Here is a 25,500-nt window from a genome sequence, read left to right on the forward strand (position 1 = left end):
TTTGAAAGTATAGATAAATCAAATCAAAAAGTCAAGAGTACAACTCTTTACTTTTTGATTTTTATAAGATTTTCTAAGTCTTGTGTACTTGTAATTTCCTCTTTAACCCAAGGAATTAGAACTGTTTTATTTGAGAGTTCATTTTTAATCTTATTTATATAAGTTAATTCATTTAAACCTTTTTGACAAATAAGATTATTTGAACTGTTTGTTAGACTAAAACATCTATTTACAAGCCAAGCATAAGGTTTTATTTGGGCTCTTTGTAAATCCTCTTGTAAATCTTGTGCTTCATGTGTTGGTGTAGCTTCTGCTAAACTTGTTAGTAAAATCTTAGTAAACTTTTCATCTTTTATTCTAGGAAGTAGATTTTTAAGAGCGTCACTCATATCATCTTTTGTGTTTTTTAGTACTTCTTGATGATAAGCTTTTGAAGCATCTAATAAAAGTAAAGTATGTCCAGTAGGTGCTGTATCTAAAACAATAAATCTATCTTTTGCCCTATCAACTGTATTTGCAAAGGCTTCAAACACTGCAATCTCTTCAATACAAGGCGAGCTTAACTCTTCTTTTAAAAGATTCATATCATCATCGCTTAAAATACCTTCATTTTTAGCTATTACATTATCAACATGCCTTTTTATTTCAACTTTTGGATCAATCCTCTCAATTTTAAGATTTTCATTTTCTTGGTTTATATACTCTAAGTGAGCTGCTGGGTCTGTTGTAGATAAAGTTACTTTATGCCCTCTTTTAGCTAGTTGAGAAGCTATTAATGAAGCCATTGTAGTTTTTCCAACTCCACCTTTACCCATAGTCATAATTAAACCTTTTTTATCAGCCTCAATATTTTCTAAAAGCTCATTAAACTCTAAAGTATTATCAAGTGTTGTTTTTAAGTGTTCATTTAACTCTTTACATGTGTTTTCAAACTCTTTTGCTACTTCATTTTGACCTATTGCTTTTAAGCTTTGTATTCCAACTACACCATTTGGGTAAAAACCTATTTGTGTTTTTTCTAAATTTTTAAGATTAGTTGGTAAAGACTCTAAAGCTTTTTTAGATTTTTCCTCAAAAGCCTTTGCAATCTCATCATTATCATTTGAAGTAAACACTCCATTTATGATTAGATGTTGATTTGTTAAGCCTTGATTTTTTAGCTCAACACTTGCATTTGAAGCCTCAATAAAAGATAATCTCTCAGCTCTTGAAACTAAAATAAGTAGAGTTTTACTCTCATCTTTTAGATTTTCAACCACACTATCATATAAATCTTTATAATCACTAAGACCAGAAACAGGACCTAAACAAGAACTACCACTACTATTATGCTCAATAAAATCATTCCAAGCACTTGGAAGTTCTAAAAGTCTTAAAGTATGTCCTGTTGGTGCTGTATCTAAAACTATATGGTCGTACTCATTTATAATACTTTCATCTCCAACATATTTAGAAAACTCATTAAAGCCTGCAATCTCAACAGTACAAGCACCACTTAACTGCTCTTCCATTTGCTGTATTGCTTCTTTTGGTAAAATTCCTCTATAAGGTCCTACGATTTTCTCTTTATACTCTTTTGCAGCAATTACTGGGTTTATGTTCATAGCATAAAGATTTTCAATACTTTTTACTTTTGTAGCACTTGAGTTTAAAGGTGTTTCTAAAACCTCATCAAGATTTGATGCAGGGTCAGTTGAGATTAAAAGTACTTTTTTTCCCTTAAGAGCTAAACTAACACTAATAGTACAAGACATTGAAGTTTTACCAACCCCTCCTTTTCCTGTAAAGAAAAGGAATTTTGGTATTTTATTTATTAATTTTTCCATTTTTGACTATCTTAGAATTTTGCTACAAAAGAAGCAAGGCCTAGTTTTGAACTTAGTTCTGGAATTTGTGGATACTCACCTTTGAAAACTAATTCATCATCAATAAAAAATAAAGGCAACTTATCAACACCCTCTTCATTTAGAATTCTAGCAACTTCTTTATTGCTTACATATTCTGCTGGTTCAGTTGTTAACCCATACCTTTGTACATCAAATTTTGATTTATCAAGTGATTTTAAAAAATTTGCTAGTTGAACTAACTTTGTATCCACATCAGTACCACAAACTCCTGTAGGACAACACATAGCAGGGTCGTATATTTTTAATGTTTTCATTATTTTAAAGCCTCAACAACTTTTGGTAATAGCACTTTCTCAATTTCAGCATATGTATCTTCAAATGCGTCAAAACCTTTTCCATCTGGGTCTTCAAATCCAACATGAATAACTTTAGTAGCCTTTGGGAACATTGGACAAGTCTCATTTGCATGGTCACAAACAGTTACTACTAAATCATAATCATTGTCAATTACTTTATCAATAGTTTTTGAGTGATACTCATCTTTCCAAATTCCTTTTTGAGTTAATAACTCTTGTGCATTTGGGTTTACTCTTCCACTTGCTCTTACACCACTTGAATCAGAACTAATACCATCTAACTTTGCGTTAATTAATGCTTCTGCAATAATACTTCTACACGAATTTCCTGTACATAAAATTAAAACTTTTTTTTCCATAATATTTATCTTCCTTTATATTAAAATTTAAAAAATAGCTAGTGCTAATAATACTATCAATAACACAGGTGGTGTTATGATTAGACCAAACTTACTATATTGAGCAAACGAGATATTCACACCTTTTTTAGCTAAAACATGAAGCCAAAGAAGAGTTGCTAGTGAACCAAAAGGTGTCATTTTAGGCCCTAAGTTACAACCAATAATATTTGCATAAGCTAAAGCATGATTAACATTTTCACCCATGTTATCTAAAGCTATATCCATAATCATAACTGTTGGCATATTGTTCATAATAGCACTTAAAAATGCTGATAAAAACCCTGTTGATACAATAGCAAAAGTATCACCTCTTGTGGCAAAGTCATGAAGAAGAACTGTTAAATAGTCAGTTAAACCTTCATTTTTAAGTCCATAAACAACAATATATAAACCTATACTAAACCATACAACTTGCCAAGGCGCTTCTTTAATAATATGTTTTGGCTCTACTGATTTTAAAGCAGTTGCTATAAGTAAAAATATAACTCCCCCACCAAGAGCAAAAACAGCCACTGGTAAATCATAAGCATCTCCTATAAAATATCCAACTAAAAGTAAAGCTAAAAATACCCATGAAAGTTTAAACATTCTTTCATCTTTTATAGCAGAACTAGGTTCTTTTAAAAGTGAAATATCAACTTGCTTTGGAATATCTTTTCTTAAAATCAACCATAAAAATAAAATTGAAGCAATAATACTTACAATATAAGGAATAATCATATTTGCCATATAATCAGCAAAACCTATATCAAAATAGTTTGCAGTTACGATATTTGTAAGGTTTGAGAAAACAAGAGGTAAAGAAGCACTATCAGAAATAAATCCACCTGCTAATAAAAATGCAATAATTGATTTCATATTTAACTGCAAAATTCTCATCTTAGCTAATAAAATAGGAGTTAAAATAAGTGCCGCCCCATCATTTGCAAAAAGTGCTGAAACAAAAGCTCCAAGTAAAATAGAATAAACAAACATCTTTATTCCACTACCATTTGAGAACTTTGCCATTTTTAATGCACACCATTCAAAGAAACCAATCTCATCTAAAACCATAGATAAAATAATAATACCAATAAAAGATAAAGTTGCATCCCAAACTATATCAGTTACAACCCAAACATCAGAGAGTGAAACAACACCTAATAAAAGTGCAACTATTGCACCAATAACAGCAGTTGTTCCAATTTGAAGATTTTTTGGTTGCCATATTACAAAAATAAGTGTAATTATAAATATACTACTTGCTAAAAACATATAAATCCTAAACTATTTACTTTCATATATCAAGATATATTGATATATTATTCTATAAAAAAAGAGTAACACCTTGGTTACTCTTCCATTTCCTCAACTTCTGGTTTTAAAGTATAGATGTAAGTATCTACTTCTAACTCATCATATCTTTCAACCGTTACTTCTTTTCTTAAAAACTCATCACCTTCAAACTCATCTAAATAATCCCAATTATCTATTAGATTATCTGAGTAAAATAAGTATCCATGAATAGTATCATTTCCAGCTTCTAAATTAATTCCTGGATAACCCATTGATGCTGACCAACCTGCATCTATTAGTTTTCCTTTTACAGTTGCTGGAACAAATTTACCTACTATATTTTCTAAAACATGACCATTTGGACAGTTTGGCATAAGTGTTCCATAAACAAAAAGTGTTTCTTTCATTAACTACAAGCCTTTACTAAATTTGGTAATTGAATATCTAAAGTCATAATCTCTTTTATTGCATGTTTTCTAAATTCATCTAAAGGTGTTCGAACTGAATAATAAGCCCATCTACCTTTTCTATCAACCCTTAAAAAACCTGCCTCTTTTAAAATTTTTAAATGCCTAGATAATCTTGATTGAATCATATCAAAAGAGTGTTCTAAGTCACATACACAGCAAGAACCATGAATATTTATAAACTTAATTAATTTAACTCTTGTTTCATCATTTAATGCTGAAACAGATTTTAAAAAAACATCCATTTTCTCTCCTTTGATTTTTGAAACTATAACATTTTTTTCTTAACATATCAATATATCTTGATATGTCATTTATAATTATATGAAATTTAAGTAACGATTTACTAAAATATAATAAAATTAAGGAAAGCAACAAAAGTGAAAAAACTTCGAAACTTACTAATTATATTTCTTACATTTTTTACATTTGCTTATGCTAATAACCTAACATTATTAAAAAACAATACAAAAGAAAATATTGATACTCTTGCTTATCAACTAAATTTTTTAACTTCAAATTATCAAAAAAATGAAAATCAGATTAAAGATTTATTTAAACTATATTTTGAAAACTATGAAAATATTGTTGCCTTTGAAATAAAACAAGATAGAAGATATCTTTATAGTTCATATAAAAAAAATGAACAGATGTATTTGTTAAAAAATAGCCCTTTATCAAATCATATTCAACCAACTAAACAATACTATAAAAAAGATATTTTAGATGTAAACAATAAAAAAACTGGTGAATTAATTGTATATTTTAAAGAAGATATTAGTTTTACAAAAGAAGAACTAGCCTATTTACAAAATAAAAAAGTTTTAAAAGTTCAAAACGATTCAAATCTTCCTCCATACAATTTTAATGAAAATGGATTAGAAAAAGGTTTTTCTATTGATTATATGAATTTAATTGCTAATAAGCTTGCAATTGAAATTCAATATGTTCAAGGAAATTGGGACAACTTTTTAAATATGCTTGAAAATAATGAACTTGATTTAATGCTAAATGTTCTAAAATCAAAAAAAAGAGAAGAAAGATTTCTTTTTACTTCAAATCCTTATGCTAGTTCACCACTTGCTATGGTTACAAGGTTAGATCATAAAGAAGTACATACTTTCAAAGAGCTTGAAGGTGAAACTATGGCTTTGGTTAAAGGCTACCATAGTTACGATAGAGTAAAAAACAACTATCCTAAAATCAATATTTACCCTACAACTAATACTTATAGTATGATTGAAGCAGTTGCCATGAAAAAAGCTGATGCTTCATATGGTTTAAAAACTGTACTTGATTACAATATAAATAGACACCTATTTACAAACTTAAAAACTATGGAAAATCATGATGATAAAGAGCTTAGTTTTTATATAACTGTAAATAAAGAAAATGATATTTTAAAAAGTATTATTGAAAAAGTTCAAAAACAAATTCCTCCTGAAGAGATAGAGAAACTAGAAAAAAAATGGTTTAAAAAAGCAAAACTAGAGAAGATAAAAAGTAAAGGCTATTTATTTACACAAGAAGAAATTGCTTATTTAAATAAAAAAGAAAAAATTAAAATGTGTGTTGATCCTAACTATTTACCATATGAATATATAGACCATAATGGTAAATTTGTTGGAATCATTGCAAACTTCTTAGATGAACTTTCAAAAAATAGTGGAATTAGTTTTGAACTAGTTGAAACTTCATCATGGAGTGAGTCTTTAAGTTTTATACAAAAAGGGCAATGTGATATTATCCCAAATACTGTTCAAACAAAAAGTAGAGATAAATATCTTATCTTTACACAAGAGTATTTTGAGTTTTCAAATGTAATTGCAACAAAACAGAATGAAATGTTTATTGATTCTATTGAGTCATTAAATGGTAAAACTGTTGCTGTAATAAAAGAACACTCTATTTGGGAATTAATAAGATATAGATACCCACAAATTAAACTAGTTCAAGTAAATACTAGTTTAGAAGGAATTGAAAAAGTTAAGAGTGACAAAGTTTATGCTTTTATAGACTCTTTTCCAGCTCTTGCTTATAATCTTCAAAATTCAGGAATAAATGATGTAAAAATCTCTGGAAAAATAAGCCTTACAAGTAATTCAAGAATTGCAATTAGAAAAGGTGAGCCACATTTACAAACTATTTTAAATAAAGCTATAAACTCTGTAAAACCACATGAAAAAGAGGCTTTATTAAATAGATGGCTAACTATTATTAAAGAAGATAAATTAAACATGCAACTATTAGTAAAAATTGTTTTATATGTTGTTGCCGTTGCTTTAATAATAATCCTTCTAATCATATATAGAGCTAATATGAAATTAAAAAATATGAATAAAAGGCTTGAAAAAATTTCTCAAACAGACAAATTAACTTCTTTATATAATAGAACAAAACTAGATATGATTTTAGATATGGAGTTTAAAAATAAAAAGAGATATAAAAAACCTTTATCTTTAATTTTAATTGATATAGACTTCTTTAAAAAGATAAATGACACTCATGGTCACTTATGTGGAGATGAGATACTTAAAGAGTTCTCACAGCTACTTAAAACCAATATAAGAGAGACTGACTTTATTGGAAGATGGGGTGGTGAAGAGTTCTTAGTAATTGTTCCTTTTACTTCGGAAGAAGAAGCAGTTGTTTTAGCTGAGAAATTAAGAGAAAAAATAGAAAATCATAAATTCCACAATGACATCAAAGTTACTTCAAGTTTTGGTATTTATGAAGTAAAAAATGACTCAATCAATAAATCCTTATCATATGTTGATAACGCTTTATATGAAGCAAAAGAATCAGGAAGAAACTGTGTTAAGATAGCAAGTAAAGAGTAAGAGTTTACTCTTTATCTTTCTGATAATTTTCTAAACCATGCTCTTTATTTTTATACCTTTTTTCTAATGCTTTTTTATAAGATGAAGATAATTCTTCACACTCTAAAATATCTTTTATATTTTCTTGATTCTCTTTTGTATTATAATAACACTTATTTACAAACTCAATATTCATATTTTCGTGTTTTCTACTAACTAGTTTGAACTCATCATTTTTATTTATTTCGCCCTCTTTTATTACTCTTAAATAAAAACCTGTTCGTCCTTCTTTTGCAATTAAAGCTGTTAACTCTTTTATTCCTAAAATATGTGATATTTTCCAACAAGGCTCTCTTGGTTGAGTAATCTCAAAAATAGCCTCACCACAAGAGAATCTATCACCAATACAAAAATCTTTATCTTCACAATCAAATAGGGTAATATTCTCTCCCAAAGCACATGTACTTAAAGCAATATTATACTTTTCTTTAAAGAAATCATAAGAACCTTGGGTGAAAATACACAAAGCCTTATCTTGGCCACCATGACTTTGCTTATCACTTTGCATATCATCTTCTAATCCCAAAATATTTACATAAGTACTATTAAATATTGGTTCTTTTTCATACGAACTTTTATATGTTTTATTTTTTCTTTTATACTCTTTTTCACAGCCTATATAAATATCTTTTATTTTTAAGTTCAACATAATTTATCCCTTTAAGAACTGAATTATAAGTGGTAAAAATACTGCTGTGAATATTCCACTTAACCCCATCGCTAAAGCTGAGAAGGCTGCTGCTTTTTGGCTTATCTCAACTGCTCTTGCAGTTCCTATTCCATGAGATACAACTCCAAGAGCAAAACCTTTTGAAGTATCATGTTTTATCTTTATAATCTTAAAAATAAAAGTTCCTAAAAGTGCTCCTATAATTCCTGTAATAATCACAAAGCCAACAGCAAGTGATGGAATAGCACCTATTTGTTCACTTGTAATAATAGCAATTGGTGCTGTAATTGACTTAGTTGTCATTGATAAAATAGTTGGCATATTTGCATCTAATACCCACAATAATAAAACAGCAATTAATATTGAAAAAACACCTGCTACTATAAGTGTTATCATAATTGGTAAAAACAAAGACTTTATATATTTTAAATTATTATATAAAGGTAAAGCTAAAGCAACAGTTGCTGGTCCTAAAAAGAAGTGAATTATCTCAACACCTCTAAAATACTCTTCATATGAAACGCCAGTTATAAATAAAACACTCATAATAACAATATACGAAATAATTATTGGTTGAAGTAAAGTGTGTTTATTAAACTTTTCATAGATAATAATTCCTAATTTAAAAGACCCAAGTGTTAAAATCAACCAAATAAGCGTTGAGTTTGAAATATATTCTATTAAAGCATCTATATTCATTTTTTACTCTCTTGTCTGATTGTTAAATAATCCATTAGCTTAGCACAAAATGCTAATGCTATAATTGTTCCTAAAAATAGTGCAATACTAATAGCCCAAAACTCTTTTGAAATAATATCAATCTGAGTTATGATACCCATAGCAGCAGGTATAAAAAGCATTGGTAAGTATCTTAAATGAATAAAAACAGCATTATCTAAACTAGGAAAACTGCTTTTTCTTATAATTAAAAAAATAAGTAATAAAACCATTCCTATAACAGGTCCTGGTACTAATAAATCAAATAACTTTGCAATACACTCACCTAAAAATTGAAAAACTAATAGTGTAATAATTCCTTTTAACATTATAATTCCTTAAAAAATGAAATTATACTTTATTGTAGACACTTTGTCAATTTAAATTACAATATAGACACTTTGTATTTTAAACATCTTTATAGTATTATAATTTTATGAATAAAATTTTAGAGACATTTACCCCTTTATGTGATTCAATTGGAAAGCTTTTTTATCCAAATGTAGAAGTTGTACTTCATGATTTAGAAACTCAAAAATTAGTACATATTGTAAACCCTTTTTCAAAAAGAGAAATTGGTGATAATATGCTAAATGATGTAAAAGATTTTGAGTGTATAAAAGAAGATATTGTGGGACCATATAATAAAACAAATATTGATGGAACAAAATTAAAAAGTGTCTCAACTTTACTAAGGGACATAAACAATAAACCAATAGGTATAATTTGTATAAACTTTAAAGTAGAAGTTTTTGAAAAAATGTATGACTCGTTAAAAATGCTTCTAAATATAGAAGATAAAAATACTCAACCTCAAGCTATTTTTTCACAAGACTGGAAAGAACACACTCACAATACAATCAACAAGTTTTTAAAAAAGTATGATTTGCAACTTAGTGATTTAAAAATAAAAGAGAAAAAAGAGTTGATTATCTATTTAAATAAAGAAGGTATTTTCTCTATTAGAAATGTAGTAAGCTACCTTTGTGAAGTTTTAGATATTTCAAGAGCTACAATTTATAAGTGGCTAAAAGAAGATAAATAGTAAAGCTTAGGCTTTACTATTATGATTTAAAAAGTTGATAGATTGAAGAGAAATCTTCATCACCTTTACCCATCATTTTCATTTTTGAAAATAACTCTTTTGGCATAGCTGCACTATAAAGTGGTTTTTTCATTGAGTATGCTAAATCTTGTAATAAATGTAAATCTTTATTTATAGCATCATTTGAGAAATGTGCTGAAAAATCTTCATCTATTAATTTTTGTTTTTTAGCATTTAAAACAAGTGATGTTCCACCACCTACACCTAAAATATCTAAAGCTTTTGATTTATCTATATCACAATCCTGAGCTAAAGATGTACACTCAGCAATTGTTGCCATAAACGAACCTAAACAAAGGTTATTAATAAGTTTCATTTTTGTAGCAGCTGCTGGTTTACCTAAAAAGAAAATCTCTTTTCCAAACTTTTCTAAAAGTGGTTTTACTTCATTAAACACTTCTTCTTTTCCTGAAGCTACTAAAGTTAAAGCTCCTGCAAGTGCTGGTGCTACACTTCCAAATACTGGATTTTCAAGATATTTTCCACCTGCATTTTGTACATCATCATGAAATTTTAGAACATCTTCATAGTGATTTGTTGATAAATCAATAATTGTTTTACCTTTTACTTCATCACATAAAAGTCCATTTTCTCCATTTAAAATATTATCAACAGCAGGAGAATCAAAAAGACATAAAAAAACTACATCACATTTTTTTAAAATATCTTTTGGAGTATCAACTACTTCATATCCTAAATCTTCAACTTTTGATTTTGTTCTATTATAAACTACAAGTTCTTCACCCATTTGCGTAAGTCTTGTAGCAATTGCTTGACCTAAATTACCAAGTCCTATAAATCCTATTGCCATTAATATCCCTTATTTTTTTAGATGATTATATAAAAATATAGACTTTTAGTCAATATATAGACATTTTGTATTTTATTAATCCTGTGTTAAACTAAAATTTAAACACTATTAAAAAAGCTACTTTATAATCATTTTTAAAAGGAGCATAAATGAAAACCCATAAGAAAAGAGAATTAGCAACATCTTTTACAACTTTTTTGTTTTTAGTAATAGGAACAACAGGTGTAATGATGTATTTTCATATTTTAGATAACTACACAAAATCAATGCATGAAATTTTAGGATTAGTTTTTGTAGCCATTGTATTTTTTCATGTTTTATTTAACTGGAAATCTATGAAAAACTATTTTTCAAATAAAGTTTTTTTTACAGTAGGTGGAATTATTTCTATAATTGTTTTAGGATTTATTCTTACAACATCAAATGAGCCAAGCCCAAAAAGAATAGTATTTGATTCTGTCTTTAATAAACCAATAGAAAAAACTTCTGTACTATTTACAAATAACTTTGAGAGTGCGAAAAAGAAATTAGAGGATGCTAGTATAAATTATGAAGCTAATAAGTCTATAAAAGAGTTAGCTTTAAAAAATAAAATATCACCTTTTGAAATAATAAATATCTTATCAAAAGAGCAGTAATGCTCTTTTAAACTAAGGGGTCTTCTCCACTCTCCCAAGAAGCTAAAAACTTTTCAACTAAATGAAAATCTTCCCCTTTATGTTCAGTAAAAGTGATGTACTGATTTTTTGTATCTACTTGAAAGTTTACTTTAACAATCTCCATAAATCGAAGAGCTAGTTCCCTTCTTTGCTCTATTGTTCGACCTTCTCTTATATCTAAATTCATCAAACAAATATCATCTTTTGGATTTGCTCTTCCTATTGTTAAAGCGTATTTTTCATACTCTCTTAAAGAAATAGCAATATGGTCTTGCCCTGTATCCATAACATCACTAAAAGTATCTCTTATTTGCTGGGCAAACTCTTCTTTTGTTTCTTTACAAACTTTTTTGTTGATTTCAAACTGTAAATGAGGCATGAAAAATCCTTTTGTAAAATTTCATATATTTTACAAGTAATATCTAGCAATAAAATAACAATAATAAAAAAGGGAAGTTTAAAGAAAGTAAGATGGGCATTCTGCCCATCTTATAAAATTAGTTTTTAAAGTCAGCTACGATGTTAGCTTTTAGTTTGTCAATTGTAAATCCAAACTCTTCGAATAAGTCACCAGCAGGTCCTGATGCACCGAATGTATCCATTCCAAATACAACATCAGCAAATCTGTAGTACTCTAATCCTCTTGCAGCTTCAACAGCATATACTTTAGTATTTTTATCAATAACTTGATCAATATACTCTTTATCTTGCTCTACAAATAAGTCATAACAAGGAACAGAAACAACATTTGCAAAAATTCCTTCTTCTTCTAATTTACAAGCAGTTTGTAATGCTAACATAACCTCAGAACCAGAAGCCATGATTGTAATGTTTGCATTATCTCTTTTCTTAAGTAAGTAAGCACCATTTGAAACTTCACCAAATGCTTTCTCGTCTTTTAATACTCTTAATCCTTGTCTTGAACAAACAAATGCAGTTGGAGCTGACATTTTTAAAGCTGTTTTCCAAGCATCTACATTTTCAGTTGCATCAGCAGGTCTGAATGTATAGAAGTTAGGTAATGCTCTAAACTGTGATAAATGCTCAATTGGTTGGTGAGTTGGTCCATCTTCACCTACTCCAATAGAGTCATGTGTCCAAATAAAGTGTTGAGGAATACCAGCTAATGCTGCAATTCTTGCACTTGGTTTTAAGTAATCTGAGAATACAAAGAATGTTGCAGAGTAAACTCTAAATAATCCGTATAAATTCATAGCATTTGAAATTGCTGCCATTGCATGCTCTCTAATACCAAAGTGAATGTTTCTACCCATTGGGAAATCACCCATATCTTTTAATTCAGTTTTATTTGATGGTCCTAAGTCTGCTGAACCACCTAAGAATCCTGGAACTGCTTTTGCAATTGCATTTAAGATTTTACCATTTGAATCTCTTGTAGCAACACTTGAGTCAGCTTCAAAAGTTGGGTATTCAACTGCATCAAAATTAGGGTTTTGTAATTCTTCAATTTTAGCTTTTGCTTCAGCAGATAAAGAGTCATTCCACTCATTCTCAGCAATAGAACCTTTAATTAATTTATCAAATGCACCTTTTACATCAGCAGGAACAAAGAATGTCTCTTCTGGATCAAACCCAGCTTTTTCTTTTGATGCTTTAATATCATCATGACCTAATGGAGCTCCATGAGAATGGTGTGAACCTTCCATAGTTGCAGATCCCTTAGCAATTGCAGTTTTAGCAATAACTAATACAGGTTTAGTAGCATCTTTTGCAGTAACTAAAGCTTTATCGATTTGATCAAAGTTATGTCCATCAATCTCGATTACTTCAAAATCAATACCTTGGAATCTCTTTTTAACATTTTCAGACCAAGCAATAGAAGTATCACCTTCAATTGTAATTGAGTTTGAATCATAAATGATTACTAAGTTATCTAAGTTTAAGTGACCTGCAGTTGAACACGCTTCGTAAGAAATACCTTCTTGTAAATCTCCATCTCCACATAAACAGTAAACTTTATGATTAATTACTTCTTTTCCTAAAGTGTTTTGTGCATATTTAGCAGCCATTGCAAAACCAACAGCATTTGCAATACCTTGACCTAAAGGACCAGTTGTAATTTCAACACCATGAGTGTGACCATACTCTGGGTGACCAGGTGTTTTAGAGTGAGTTTGTCTGAAGTTTTTCATATCATTTACAGATACATCAAATCCCCATAAATGTAATAAAGAGTATACTAATCCAGTTGCGTGACCACCAGAGAATACTAATCTATCTCTGTTTAACCATTTTTCGTTCGCTGGATTTAAATTTAAGTGATTACTTAAAACTGTAGCAATATCAGCTAGACCCATTGGTGCACCTGGGTGTCCTGAGTTTGCTTTTTGAACCATATCAGCAGCTAAGAATCTAATCGTATCAGCTTGTTTTTGCAATAGTTGTTTTGACATAATTATCCTATTTTGTAAAATGAAGTTTTCTTGTAAGTCGTGATTATATCTAAATTTATTTAAATAGAATTTGAAGCAATATTTCTATAGCTTTGGAATGGAAATAATAAACAAAGCCCCATCTTTTTTATTTTCAACTTCTAACTTTCCATTCATGTTATTTTCGATTATAAGTTTAGACATAAAAAGCCCTATTCCAGAGCCATTTGTCTTTTCATAAGTAAAAAAAGGATCAAATACTTTTTCAATTGGTCTTACATTTATTCCACCGGCATTATCATGAATTGAAGTAACTACAAGACCTTCTTTTTCTTCTATAATAATATCAATTTTTGGATTTTTAATTTTTCTTTGAACTAAAGCATCTTTTGCATTATTTATTATATTTATTAAAGCTTGTGAATACTCATTTTTATATGCAAGTATAGTTGGGTTCTTTTTAATAATAATATCAAGATTTATATTATGTGATTTAAGTCCACCATTTATTATATTTATAGTTGAGTTGATTTGTTGAAGTATCTCAAACTTCATTTTTTCTTTATCTTTTGAGAAAAAGTTTTTAAAATCATCGATAGTTGATGACATATATTTTGTTATTTCATTTAGTTGTGTTATTGAGTGTTGAAGTTCTTTATTATCAATTGGCAAATTCATTTTTAATTTTGCTTCTAATGGTATAAATAAAGAAGATATTTCCATAAGAGGTTGTCTCCATTGATGAGAAATATTAGCTAACATCTCTCCCATAGAAGCCATTTTTGCTTGCCTAAAAAGTAGTTCATCTTTTTTTCTATTTTTTTCAAGTTCTACTTTTATTCTTTTTTCAAGCTCTTTATTGTGTTCTTCTAATTCTAAAAAATCTTCTAGCTTTGTTTGTCTCATTTTACTTCTTTAATGATAATTTTTAAGATAATTTAGAATATCCTAATATTAATAAATAAAAAATATATTTTAAAGACTTCACATGAAAATATCCAACTATTCAATAATAAAACAGATTGCTAAAGGTGCCTTTAGTGATGTGTATCTTGTAAAAAAAGATGAAAAACTTTATGCAATAAAAAAGATATCAAGATATATCGAAAATTTTAATAAAATCAAAAATGAAATAGAGTCTTTAAAAATTATGAATAATTATAAAAATGCTATCAAATTCTATGAAGCAAAAAAAGAGAAGGAGTATATTTATTTTGTTTTTGATTATATAGAAAATCCTGATTTAAACTACCAAGTTTTAAACAATAGAATTTTTTCAGAAGAAGAAATTAAGAAATTTCTATTAAATATTTTAGATCAAATAGAGTTTATGTATAAAAACAATCGTCTTCATAATGATATCACTCCTTTTAATATACTTGAAAAGGATAAAAACTTTTTTTTAATTGACTGGGGAATAAGTAATAATTTATCATTAAATAGTTCTGTAGTTCACAAGGGGCACAAAATCTATACTGCCCCTGAAGTTTATAAAGGATTAAGAGGTTTATACTCTGAGATATACTCTTTAGCTTGTTGTTTATATTTTGTTCTTACAAAACAAAATATTTTTAATCTCAAAAATGAGGATAGTTTAATAAGAAAGATTTACTGTCATGAATTTGTTTTCCCAAATATTTCTAATGTTAAAAATACTAAATATAAATATCTAATTTTACGTATGCTTGAAAAAGACTATCAAAAAAGAGCTACTATTAACGAAATAAAAACTATTCTATCAGATGATTTTAAAGTACCTAACGATTATAAATATGTTTGCAAATACTTTACTATAAACAATAAAGAGATAAATGATTTTAAGCTCTGTTTTGAACTATCTTCCATGAACTATTATGCAAATGAAACATTAGCTCTTTTTTATGAAGATGGAGTTTTAACAAAACAAGATATGGTTAAATCATATTTAACCTATAAAAAAACTGCAACAAAAAAATATGCTCCATCAATTTCTAGTTTAGGTGTTTTATACTTTAAAGGAAAAGGTGTTAGACAAAACTACAAAAAAGCATACGAACTATTTATTCAATCAAAAGATTATCCCAAATCTCAATATTTTATAGCACTTATGATTGAAAAAAAATTATGTGAAAACGAAAATGATTATATATATTGGTATAAACAAGCCGCTTTTAATGGCTTTGAACTAGCAGTAAAAAAATTTATTGATTTAAAAATAGATATAAAATTTGAAGGTTTTTATTTAAAAGATTAAAGGAAAAGCATTTCTGCTTTTCCTTTATTTTCTATAAATCAGGTTCAATAGAAACATCTTCATCAATTAGAACTTTGATATTAGATGTAGATGTACTTGTACCTTTGTACACACTATATTTCTCTCCATCAATCTCTTTAGTTCCTTCATTTGACCATAATTCATCACTATTTTCAAGAGATATACTATTATCACCTTCTTTAAAGATTTTTAATTCTTCACTTGCACTTTCAATTACTTCATCAATGTCAATATCTACATCATTGATATTTGAAGAGATTTCATTATCAGAGTTATCTCCTACTGGTACTAAAACTTCTAAATCAATATCTTGACCTAATAATTCTGTATTTGAAGCTATATTAAATTCATTTAACTCTTCAACAGTAATTAAATTATCTTCTCCAATTACAGATGTTTCAACAGTTGCTAATACTTCTCCATCTTTAATAAATGTAATATCATCTTCTTCATTGAATACAAACTCACCTTTATCATTTGTCATACCTTTGATTCCTGATGTAGTAACATACTCTATATTGCTTAAAGGTTTATTTCCAAGAACTGCAAGTGTTAAATCATCTGAAATATGTTCTTCAAACTCTTCCTCTGTTAAATCAGTATATTCAACAAGCATATCTTTTACGTGTTGCATTGCATCTTTTTCACTTACATACTCTTTTCCAACAGATTCAACTAATGCTTTTACTTCTTCTTCAGAAGCTGTTCTTAAATCAATAGAAACATTTTCTAAAGCAGTTCTAATTTCTTCTGTAATTACAATACCATCATAAGCATCAGCATTTACATCTAATGACTGTAAGAAAGTTGCTAAATTTTCTAAGTACTCATCATTTAAATCAGTTCTTTCAACATCTGCAATGTCTTGTAAGAAAGTTTTTCCACTTGCTACATCTTCGGCTGTTGCTACACCTAAGATAACACCACCAATTTTAAATGTGATTGAATCACCTTCTTTATAACTGAAGTTACCATCTTTATCAGTGATACCTTTCACTCCTGATGAAGTTTCATATTCAACTCCCTCAACCACACCATCAATTAATTGTGCTGTTTTATTAGCAAATCTATCAACAGTAATTGTCATATCTTCACCATCAATAGAACCTCTGTAAATTCCATCATTCGTCTCATGAGCAGTAACAGATGCTCTAATAGAGTTAAATTCATAAGTTGATGGAACTCTATTTATAAGTCCATAAACATCTACATTATTTGGAACAGTATATGTTCCATCTGCATTTGGATGAATTTGAACATTATTTATATAAAGATTCATTCCATTTGGAATATTTGATAATGTTACTTGTGAAAGTGTTTCACTTCCATCAGTATCATTTAATGAACTCTGAACTGATATTTTATATTTGTATGTATTATAACAATATCCAGTGTTTCCACCCCATGAGAAGTAACCTCCACCATAACTATCATCACCATATGAATAACTACCACTATTATAAGAGTCATCTCCATACCAAGAACCATCACTACTGTATGATCCCATTACATAGTATCCTGAAGAATTTGAACCATATTTAATAGTCTCTACATAACAAACTTGCATTGAAAGATTTGGACTATCAGCTTCATCATCAACTCCTACAACATCAACTAAAGCAGTTGCACTATCATAACCGCCATTTCCATCTGTAATTTGATAGTTAATTTCTATAGTTTCTCTTTCATCTTTTACTAAATCAAAGTTTTGGTTTGGAGTAAATCTTACTTTATCTACGCCATTTATAGTTACAATTTCTGCTGTTCCTACAACTTTTCCATTTAACATTACATTTGAGTCAACATTTGTAATTCTTAATGTATCTCCATCTGCATCAGTATCATTTGCTAACACATCAATATTTGTTGCTATACTCTCCCATACAGCTAATCTATCATCAACTGCATCTGGTATTGTATTTGAAGATTGCGTTCCACTGATATTTATTTTAACACTACTTGTTGAAGTATCTCCATCTTTGTCAGTTATTGTATATGTAAACTCTTCAACTATATTTTGGTTAGCAGCAATATTATCTTTTGTATTTTGGTTAACAACAAATTTATAATTTCCATTTGCATCTACAGTCATAGTACCATATTGACTTGTTAAATCTCCCCAAGTAATTGACTCTAATCCATCTGCACCTGCTGCATAATTTATAGTTCCTGATACTTCTGGAAGAGCTGTAGCAGGCTTAATACTTGCATAAATTTCAAAATTATTACTTGCTGCTTCATTTGTGTAAATCTCTTTTACATACTCACCATTTGAGTTTCTAAACCCTTCTACAGTAAAGGCAAAATCTTTTCCATCTACATTTACATGAATATCACCATCTGGTAGTGTAATAATATCTCTTGATGCCATTACATCATTTGAATTTGGTGTTTCTGTATGTTCAAGTAAAACATCAAAGCTAACTGAAACTGATTTACCATTTATTATTACATCCATACTCATAGTAACTGTTGTTTTATCTAAAGTAGATGAATTTGCATAAATAGCCCAATTTTCATGTGAAAAGTCTGCAAGTTTAAAGATACCATTTGTATCTACTTGAGAACCTGTACTTGATGTATATAAACTATTATCTACTAAAGTATAACCTGACTTTTGAGAACCATTAACTGGACTACCCCAATACATAGAGTCTACATAGTTATCAGAATCTGTATTATGTGTTGAAACTTGACTTGTTCCATTATGGAATTGTGAATTTACAAATCCTGCATCTAAATTTTTAATAAATACAGTGTCTTTTTCAACAATAATAGTTTGTTCTGACATATTTGCAACACCTGAATCATCTTCAATATCAACTCTTAAATTTCCTGTTGTAGTTAAAGAACCATCAGTTACATCAACTTTAAAGTTTAATGATAATACATCTTCAACATTTTGTACAGGGTGTTTAACATTCTCAAATAACTCTACTTTATAGTTACCAGCATCATCAATAGTAACTTTTAGGACATCTTGAGTTCCTACTTTTCCAATTAATGTATTCGTACCTTCACCATACCAAGAAATAGCCTGTCCATTTGTTGCTTTTAATACTTCAATTGGTGCTCTTAATGTAAGACTTAAACTATCTTCAATATTTACATCATTTACAGAAAGTTTTCCAGTATAAACTTTTGAATTTGTACTATCTGGATTTCCTTGTGTATCTTTAATTCCATCAACTAATGCCTCTTCAGAAACTACTGCATACCCATTTGTAATAGTTGGTGCTTCATTAACTTTATTTACTGTAAGTGTTACTGTTGCAGTATCAGTTGCACCATGTTCATCAACAATAGTATATGTGAAACTATCATTTCCTACATAATCAGCTGTTGGTGTATATTTAACTGTTCCATCACTATTAATTACAACTGTTCCATAAGCTGGCTGAGTAACTGATGTTACTGTTAAAACATCACCATCTACATCTGTATCATTACTTAATACATTTATATTAATTGCACTATTTTCATTTAATGACTTCGTATCATCAACTGCATCTGGAGCAATATTTTTTAAAGTACAAGCTTTTGTATTCATATCAAATGTTACAGTTGCTTCATTTGATTCAACTCCATTAGAATCAATTGCTATATAATCAAATGAATCATCTACTTTATAGTCTACATTCATATATTGTACAGAGAAATTAGAATTTACATTTGCTATTGTTGTAAATTCAATAGAATCAAACTCTACTTTTACTTCAAATGAATTAGTTGTAGGATTTGAATCATCAGTACTTTGTTTTACATAACCTTCATCTACTTTTACACCATTTTTATATGCAATCCAATGAGCTTTAGCATCTGCTGAATCACCTGGTGCAAAATTATTTCCTAAACTTGCTAATCCAAACTCAGCATTTGTAACTGTTTCTTTAAACTCAATTACTAACTTTTCATTTCCATTTAATTCTATTTGATCATTATCAGTTGAACCAACAACACCTAAACCTAAACCATCATGGTGGTAATTATTATTTTGACTTGCAAAACCAACTTCACTTAAAATACCATCACTGTAAGCTTTAATTACCGCATTTCCATCATCTGTTGTAAGAACACCATTACTAATAGTTCCCCACTCATCTAATGTTCCACTATTTGCTGTCGTACCATAAAGTGTATCCTCTTGATTAGCATTTGGAGTATAAACTATTTGAGCTGTTTCGTCATAAATATCTCCAATTTCTACTGCATTTCCATTTACAGTTAATACACCATCTTCAGGTAAAGAAACAATTTTAATTTTTACAGTAGTAGAGTTTGCATCATCTTCAATATCTGAAACAAAATCTTCTAATGTAAACTCAACTGTTTGAGCAGTAGGAGTTGTACTTTGTTCTGTAAATAACATAGATGAATCAAGAATCTCATATGTAGTTCCACCATCTGAAGAAATTTCAGGTTTAAATACATATTCTCCACCTTGATCCCACCAGAACATTTCAATATCATGGTAACCTGACTCTGAAATTGTAAATTCTCCATGTACTCTTTCTTGAGGTGGTTGATTAACATCATAAGTAGCAACACTTTGACCATTTATTATAATATCATAACCATCATCACCTAGTACTTTAAAGTTATAAGTTCCTGCTTCTAAATAAACTTTTCCTGCCATGAAAATACCACCATCAGATGTATTTCCTGGATCATTACTTAAAGATGAAGCATCAGATTTCAAGAACTCTTGTAAATTAGTACCTTGACTAACACTTCCTGAACCTTGACCATAATTAATAGTCGTTGCTGTAAATGTTGCATCTGGATTATTTGAAGATACAATTGATTTAAATTGTTCTAAATTACTAATTTGTACATTAACTCCATAATATTCTGACTCTAAACCACTTGAATATGTTTTATTATTACATTCAATTTCAATATGTCTATCATCAGCTTCAGGAGGTGTGTTTCCATCAACTATTGTTCCTGTAACTGTTTGATTACTTACGTTTAATTTACTTTCTATTTCACTACTAGAAGAAGTAACATTAGATACTGATACAGTATATGATTCACTACCTTCATATGAGTTATCTGTTAATGTATCATTAAATACATAAGTTCCACTAGTTCCACCATAAATTCTAACAGTATTTTGAGAAGTGTAATCTACATCTTCAACTGCTCCATTTGAACCACTTGCAGTATAAGTTAATGTTACTTCTACATATTCACCCTCTGGAACTGCAACTTCATTACCATTTGCATCATATAACTTAACTCTATGAGCTAAAGTTTCACCTTCTAATACACTATCACTATCAAGTAATTTTACAGTAATTGAATCTGGTAATTCAGGTGTTTTATTTTCTACTGATATATTAATATTAGTAGTTACACTATCACCGTCACCATCTGTTATTTTTACAGGAACTGAAATATCTCCAATTGTAGTTGGTTTTAACTGTTGAACAAAATACTCACCATTTGAACTATTCATCCAAACTTTTAATGAACCATCATCTTTTATTAAAGTTGATTTATCAGAACTTAATGTCCACCCAGTTTTAGAAGCTAATTCATATGAACCTTTTCCATCTGCTCCAAAGTTTACCTCTAAACCAGAGTTATCTGAAAGGCTTCCTGTATAATGAATAGATGTTGCTGACATTTGAATATCATCTAAAGCCATACCCCAGTTATCATTACCTTCACCTATTTCTTTAAACTCTAATCTATTAGAGTTATCGCCTGAACCACCAACTACTTGAAGATTCATAGTTTCCCAAGAACTATTATCTCCATCAATTGTAGCAATTACTTCACCATTCCAAATAACTTGCATTTTTCCAGAATCAGCTTCATTTGCTTGAGTAAATGCTTTATCTCTAAATGCAAAACTTAAATCATAAGTTACACCATCTTGTACACCACTTATAATTTGACCAATATGAGTGTTTTCTACATCTGAATCGTTAGAGTTTGTTTCACCTAAATCCATATAATTTTCACCATCATCAGCACCTATACTTGCGTGAGCTTGTTCATGTGGTTCCATCCACATCGATGATTTACTTAATAACTCCCATCCTTCCATAGCTTGAAGACCAATCCATGAACCACTTGATAAGTCTTTATTTTCTACAAAAGCATCACTTCCAGAAGTTTTAAATCCTGTAATATTTTCGAAACTTCCATTTATAATCATATTTGTAAACTGTGAATTATCAATACTTACAGTTTCTGCATTTGTATTATCAACAGTTACAATATCATCTGCAATATCAATGTTTAAAGTAGCTTCAACATTTCCAACTACAGTTGTTCCTTCAAGTAAAACAGATAAAGTTTCTAAATCTTCACTTGTAATATCTCCATGATCAATTACATCTTTTAGCATAACTGTATATTCATTATTTGCTTCATCTAATGTAATCTCGAAGATTTCTCTTGTTCCTGATTTTCCAACTAATGTGTTTTTATCGGCTGATAACTCAAGAGTTATAACTTCACCTTTAGATGTTAAGTTTGTTGTTTGTCCTGCTTTAAATGCAACATCAACATCAAGGTTTGTATTAAAATTATAAGAACCAGTAAACGTCTTAACAGTATTATAACCATCATTATCACTTGTATTTACAAGAGCATCTTCATCAACTAATGCTCTATCTATATTCATACTTAATGTCTCATCATCAATAATCTCTGTAGTTACAGGAGTATTATTAATATCAAACTGCTCATAATCTTCTGTATTACTAATAGATAAGATACTTACTTTAAATACTTCATTTCCTTCAAATAAAGTATCAGCAATAGTTTGAATATCAAACTCCACACTACTTGAATCTTTTGGTATAGTAACTGTAGCAATTTCAGTAATATCTTCATTTGTAGTTGTATCTACATATGTGTATTCTAAAGTTACCACCATGTCTTCTTTTGCAATTACTGGATTGTCATTTTCATCTTTTAACTCAACTTTGTAAGAAGACTTTTCACCTTCATTTACTGACGAGTCCCCTGTAATACTTGCAGTTACAACATCAGTATTATCTACTATTGTTCCTGTCACACTATTATTTGCTGAGTCAATCCCAATATTACCTAAACCATTTACATTAGTATTAACAGATTTTATACTAAGAGTATAAGACTCAGTTCCTTCTTTAAATAAGTCGTTTACTACTTCATTGATAACTTGTACACTATTAGCACCGTCAACCGTACCAACTATTTCAACTTGCACTGTTTTTGCAGCTGTAAAGTCTTCATCACTAGTTGAATCATTTGTATATTCTAACTCTACAGTTACTTTTTGCCCTTCTCTTAATTTAATAGGGTCACCATTTTGGTCTACTAACTCTAAATTATGCACTAACTGTGCACCATTTGCTTCTGTAGCAGATGAATCACCAGTTAATTTAATAAAGGCTTGGAAATTTGCATCAATGTCGATATTTAAACATCCAGTTGCACCATCTCCATCTCCATCTACTACATGGAATGGAACTTCAAGTTTATTAATCCCTGTATTTGGAACAAATTGTGTTACTTCATATGTTGGGTTATCACTGTTTACATTATTTGCTTCAAGTTTTACTAAAATTTCACCTGTATTAACATCTTTTCCTAATAAAACTTTCCCATTATTATAAACAAGCCATTCTATATTTGGTCCTGTTCCATCATTGTTATTAACAACCACACCAGTGCCATCACTTAAATCACCATCTCCCCAAGTAAATGAGATTTTTCCTCCATCTAGTTTAGGTCCATTTCCATCTGCTGCGCCATCTGCACCAAAACTAAAGTTAAGTTCATTTCCACCATTATTGATAACTAGTACACCATTGATATTTACAATAGTTGCTAACATCTCATCTGTTAAGTCATTTACATTCTCAACAATGAAAGTATCATGACCATTTGCTACATCTGCAATTTGATCTAAACTACCTCTATAGTTTCCATCTAAATCAACATTTGTTCCAATACCTATAGAGTATACATCATCAAAGTTTGACTCAGCAAAATTTTTCCACTCAGGAATTAATCCAGAGATATCATCATCACCATTTGCATCACCTCTTGTTGGGTTACCATCTGATAACATATAGAAAATATCTTGATCAGATGATGGTTTTGGATCAGATGAAGTATCATATGTATCTATAGTATCTCTTAAAGTATCTTCATAGTTTGTATATCCACCTGAAGTTAATGCTGAAAGAGCATTTTTAGCTGCTGTTGAACTTGTATACCATGTTGATGCATCTGCTTGACCATTGAATGAAACAATCTTAACATTTACATCACCCATCATTTCATATTTTTCAATAAGTTTGATAGCAGCTTCTTTTGCAAGTTCCATTTTACTTCCAGCACCACTTCCCATACTTCCTGAATTGTCAATTGCAATAACTAAATTCGTCTCTGTCTCTTTATATTGTGAATCAGCATCAATTATTGTACAACTTGCAGTTGGTACATCATCTGCTATACTAACATTAATATCAGCAGCTGTTAAATGTCCAAACTGTGTTTCAGCAATAACTCTGAAATTTAAATCATTAATTAAATCTTCAGAAGTAAAATCAGGATGATCAACAACATCTTTTAATTTGAATGTATATGTTCCATCTGTTTGATTTAATGATACTTCAAAAATTTCTCTTCCATCATCTGAAATACCTTTAATTATTTCATTGTTTGATGAATATTCTAAACTAATATTCTCACCTTGTGATGTTAAAGAAGTATTTTGCCCTCCTGCAAATACTAAATCTACATCTAACTCAGTGTTTAAAGTTAAACTTCCTGTAAACTCTTTAATATCTGGATCATAAGAATCTAAATCACTTGTACCTAATAAAGCATCTTCATCAACTGTTACTTTTTCTATATTCATATATAAATTATCGTTGTCTGTAATTGTTGTTTCAACTGCATCTTTTGTAGTGTCTACTCTTACATCTTCTAATCCACCAACTGCTCCTAGTTTTGTAGAGTCAATTGATACTGTAAAGTTCTCACTTCCTTCTGCTAAGTTATCATCCAGTGTTGCAATTGTAAATGTTGCTGATGTATCACCTGCTTTAATAATTACACTTGATACTCCTGTGAAGTCTGTTCCATCTTCTGCTACACCTGTGTATGTAAAGAATACTTCTAAATCAGTCTCTGGAGCTTGTGTAATACTTACTGTATATGGAGTTGTTACATCACCCTCAGTTACATTTGATGGTCCTTCTATACTTACTAATGCTGTTTGATCATCTGGGTTAGTTGGTACACTCTCATCTGTAATTGTTGTTTCAACTGCATCTTTTGTAGTGTCTACTCTTACATCTTCTAATCCACCAACTGCTCCTAGTTTTGTAGAGTCAATTGATACTGTAAAGTTCTCACTTCCTTCTGCTAAGTTATCATCCAGTGTTGCAATTGTAAATGTTGCTGATGTATCACCTGCTTTAATAATTACACTTGATACTCCTGTGAAGTCTGTTCCATCTTCTGCTACACCTGTGTATGTAAAGAATACTTCTAAATCAGTCTCTGGAGCTTGTGTAATACTTACTGTATATGGAGTTGTTACATCACCCTCAGTTACATTTGATGGTCCTTCTATACTTACTAATGCTGTTTGATCATCTGGGTTAGTTGGTACACTCTCATCTGTAATTGTTGTTTCAACTGCATCTT

The 25,500-nt window shown here is 29.3% G+C and carries 18 protein-coding genes; 4 read left to right on the plus strand and 14 right to left on the minus strand.

Annotated features, from left to right (window positions below):
- Window positions 1-47: 47 nt before the first annotated feature.
- From arsA to ACH5BF_RS09765, 6 genes are all read right to left on the minus strand, one after another.
- A complete protein-coding gene (gene arsA / locus ACH5BF_RS09740; protein WP_423274050.1) occupies window positions 48-1,826 on the minus strand; it encodes an arsenical pump-driving ATPase in 1,779 nt (592 codons plus the stop codon).
- Between the two features lie 11 nt (window positions 1,827-1,837).
- Window positions 1,838-2,161, minus strand: a complete 324-nt coding sequence (arsD, locus tag ACH5BF_RS09745) for an arsenite efflux transporter metallochaperone ArsD (RefSeq protein WP_423274051.1) — start codon at window positions 2,159-2,161, stop codon at window positions 1,838-1,840.
- A complete protein-coding gene (locus ACH5BF_RS09750) occupies window positions 2,161-2,562 on the minus strand; it encodes an arsenate reductase ArsC (protein ID WP_423274052.1) in 402 nt (133 codons plus the stop codon). Before ACH5BF_RS09750 ends, arsD begins: the two co-directional genes overlap by 1 nt.
- 27 nt (window positions 2,563-2,589) lie before the next feature.
- Complete coding sequence (locus ACH5BF_RS09755) at window positions 2,590-3,858, minus strand: arsenic transporter (protein WP_423274053.1); 1,269 nt, start codon at window positions 3,856-3,858, stop codon at window positions 2,590-2,592.
- A gap of 77 nt (window positions 3,859-3,935) precedes the next feature.
- Entirely contained in the window at window positions 3,936-4,286 is a 351-nt protein-coding gene (locus tag ACH5BF_RS09760) for a gamma-glutamylcyclotransferase family protein (RefSeq protein ID WP_423274054.1), read from the minus strand.
- Entirely contained in the window at window positions 4,286-4,591 is a 306-nt protein-coding gene (locus ACH5BF_RS09765; RefSeq protein ID WP_423274055.1) for an ArsR/SmtB family transcription factor, read from the minus strand. Before ACH5BF_RS09765 ends, ACH5BF_RS09760 begins: the two co-directional genes overlap by 1 nt.
- A gap of 135 nt (window positions 4,592-4,726) precedes the next feature.
- On the opposite strand from ACH5BF_RS09765, the gene ACH5BF_RS09770 reads away from it, so the two are divergent.
- Complete coding sequence (locus ACH5BF_RS09770) at window positions 4,727-7,186, plus strand: transporter substrate-binding domain-containing diguanylate cyclase (protein WP_423274056.1); 2,460 nt, start codon at window positions 4,727-4,729, stop codon at window positions 7,184-7,186.
- A 4-nt stretch (window positions 7,187-7,190) separates the two neighbouring features.
- On the opposite strand, the gene ACH5BF_RS09775 is transcribed toward ACH5BF_RS09770, so the two are convergent.
- Genes ACH5BF_RS09775 through ACH5BF_RS09785 form a run of 3 tightly spaced genes read right to left on the minus strand, consistent with a single transcriptional unit; the run spans window position 7,191 to window position 8,941 of the window.
- Entirely contained in the window at window positions 7,191-7,874 is a 684-nt protein-coding gene (locus ACH5BF_RS09775; RefSeq protein WP_423274057.1) for an MOSC domain-containing protein, read from the minus strand.
- Window positions 7,875-7,877: 3 nt separating this feature from the next.
- A complete protein-coding gene (locus tag ACH5BF_RS09780) occupies window positions 7,878-8,594 on the minus strand; it encodes an LrgB family protein (protein ID WP_423274058.1) in 717 nt (238 codons plus the stop codon).
- Complete coding sequence (locus tag ACH5BF_RS09785; protein ID WP_423274059.1) at window positions 8,591-8,941, minus strand: CidA/LrgA family protein; 351 nt, start codon at window positions 8,939-8,941, stop codon at window positions 8,591-8,593. The genes ACH5BF_RS09780 and ACH5BF_RS09785 overlap by 4 nt, the downstream gene beginning before the upstream one ends.
- A gap of 107 nt (window positions 8,942-9,048) precedes the next feature.
- Here ACH5BF_RS09785 and ACH5BF_RS09790 point away from each other — a divergent pair, with 107 nt between their 5' ends.
- Complete coding sequence (locus ACH5BF_RS09790) at window positions 9,049-9,657, plus strand: helix-turn-helix transcriptional regulator (RefSeq protein WP_423274060.1); 609 nt, start codon at window positions 9,049-9,051, stop codon at window positions 9,655-9,657.
- 19 nt (window positions 9,658-9,676) lie between these two features.
- On the opposite strand, the gene ACH5BF_RS09795 is transcribed toward ACH5BF_RS09790, so the two are convergent.
- Window positions 9,677-10,528, minus strand: coding sequence for an NAD(P)-dependent oxidoreductase (locus ACH5BF_RS09795; RefSeq protein ID WP_423274061.1), 852 nt, complete (start codon window positions 10,526-10,528; stop codon window positions 9,677-9,679).
- A gap of 149 nt (window positions 10,529-10,677) precedes the next feature.
- Between ACH5BF_RS09795 and ACH5BF_RS09800 the strand changes: the two genes are divergently transcribed.
- The gene (locus tag ACH5BF_RS09800) at window positions 10,678-11,166 is read left to right on the plus strand and encodes a DUF4405 domain-containing protein (RefSeq protein WP_423274062.1); all 489 of its coding nucleotides are present in this window, start codon (window positions 10,678-10,680) and stop codon (window positions 11,164-11,166) included.
- A gap of 7 nt (window positions 11,167-11,173) precedes the next feature.
- Here ACH5BF_RS09800 and ACH5BF_RS09805 read toward each other — a convergent pair whose 3' ends face one another.
- The 3 genes from ACH5BF_RS09805 to ACH5BF_RS09815 all read right to left on the minus strand — a co-directional run bounded on the left by ACH5BF_RS09805 (window position 11,174) and on the right by ACH5BF_RS09815 (window position 14,486).
- The gene (locus ACH5BF_RS09805) at window positions 11,174-11,566 is read right to left on the minus strand and encodes a tautomerase (protein WP_423274063.1); all 393 of its coding nucleotides are present in this window, start codon (window positions 11,564-11,566) and stop codon (window positions 11,174-11,176) included.
- Between the two features lie 118 nt (window positions 11,567-11,684).
- Window positions 11,685-13,601 (minus strand): transketolase, encoded by a 1,917-nt coding sequence (gene tkt / locus ACH5BF_RS09810; protein ID WP_423274064.1) that lies wholly within the window; start codon window positions 13,599-13,601, stop codon window positions 11,685-11,687.
- 84 nt (window positions 13,602-13,685) lie between these two features.
- The gene (locus ACH5BF_RS09815; RefSeq protein ID WP_423274065.1) at window positions 13,686-14,486 is read right to left on the minus strand and encodes a sensor histidine kinase; all 801 of its coding nucleotides are present in this window, start codon (window positions 14,484-14,486) and stop codon (window positions 13,686-13,688) included.
- Window positions 14,487-14,568: 82 nt separating this feature from the next.
- On the opposite strand from ACH5BF_RS09815, the gene ACH5BF_RS09820 reads away from it, so the two are divergent.
- Window positions 14,569-15,813: a Sel1-like repeat-containing protein kinase family protein gene (locus ACH5BF_RS09820; protein WP_423274066.1), complete on the plus strand. Its 1,245-nt coding sequence runs from the start codon at window positions 14,569-14,571 to the stop codon at window positions 15,811-15,813.
- 31 nt (window positions 15,814-15,844) lie between these two features.
- Here ACH5BF_RS09820 and ACH5BF_RS09825 read toward each other — a convergent pair.
- A partial coding sequence (locus ACH5BF_RS09825; RefSeq protein WP_423274067.1) for a cadherin-like domain-containing protein occupies window positions 15,845-25,500 on the minus strand: 9,656 nt, incomplete at its 5' end.

The sequence above is a fragment of the Arcobacter pernae genome, assembly GCF_049472135.1.
Taxonomy (GTDB): domain Bacteria; phylum Campylobacterota; class Campylobacteria; order Campylobacterales; family Arcobacteraceae; genus Arcobacter_B.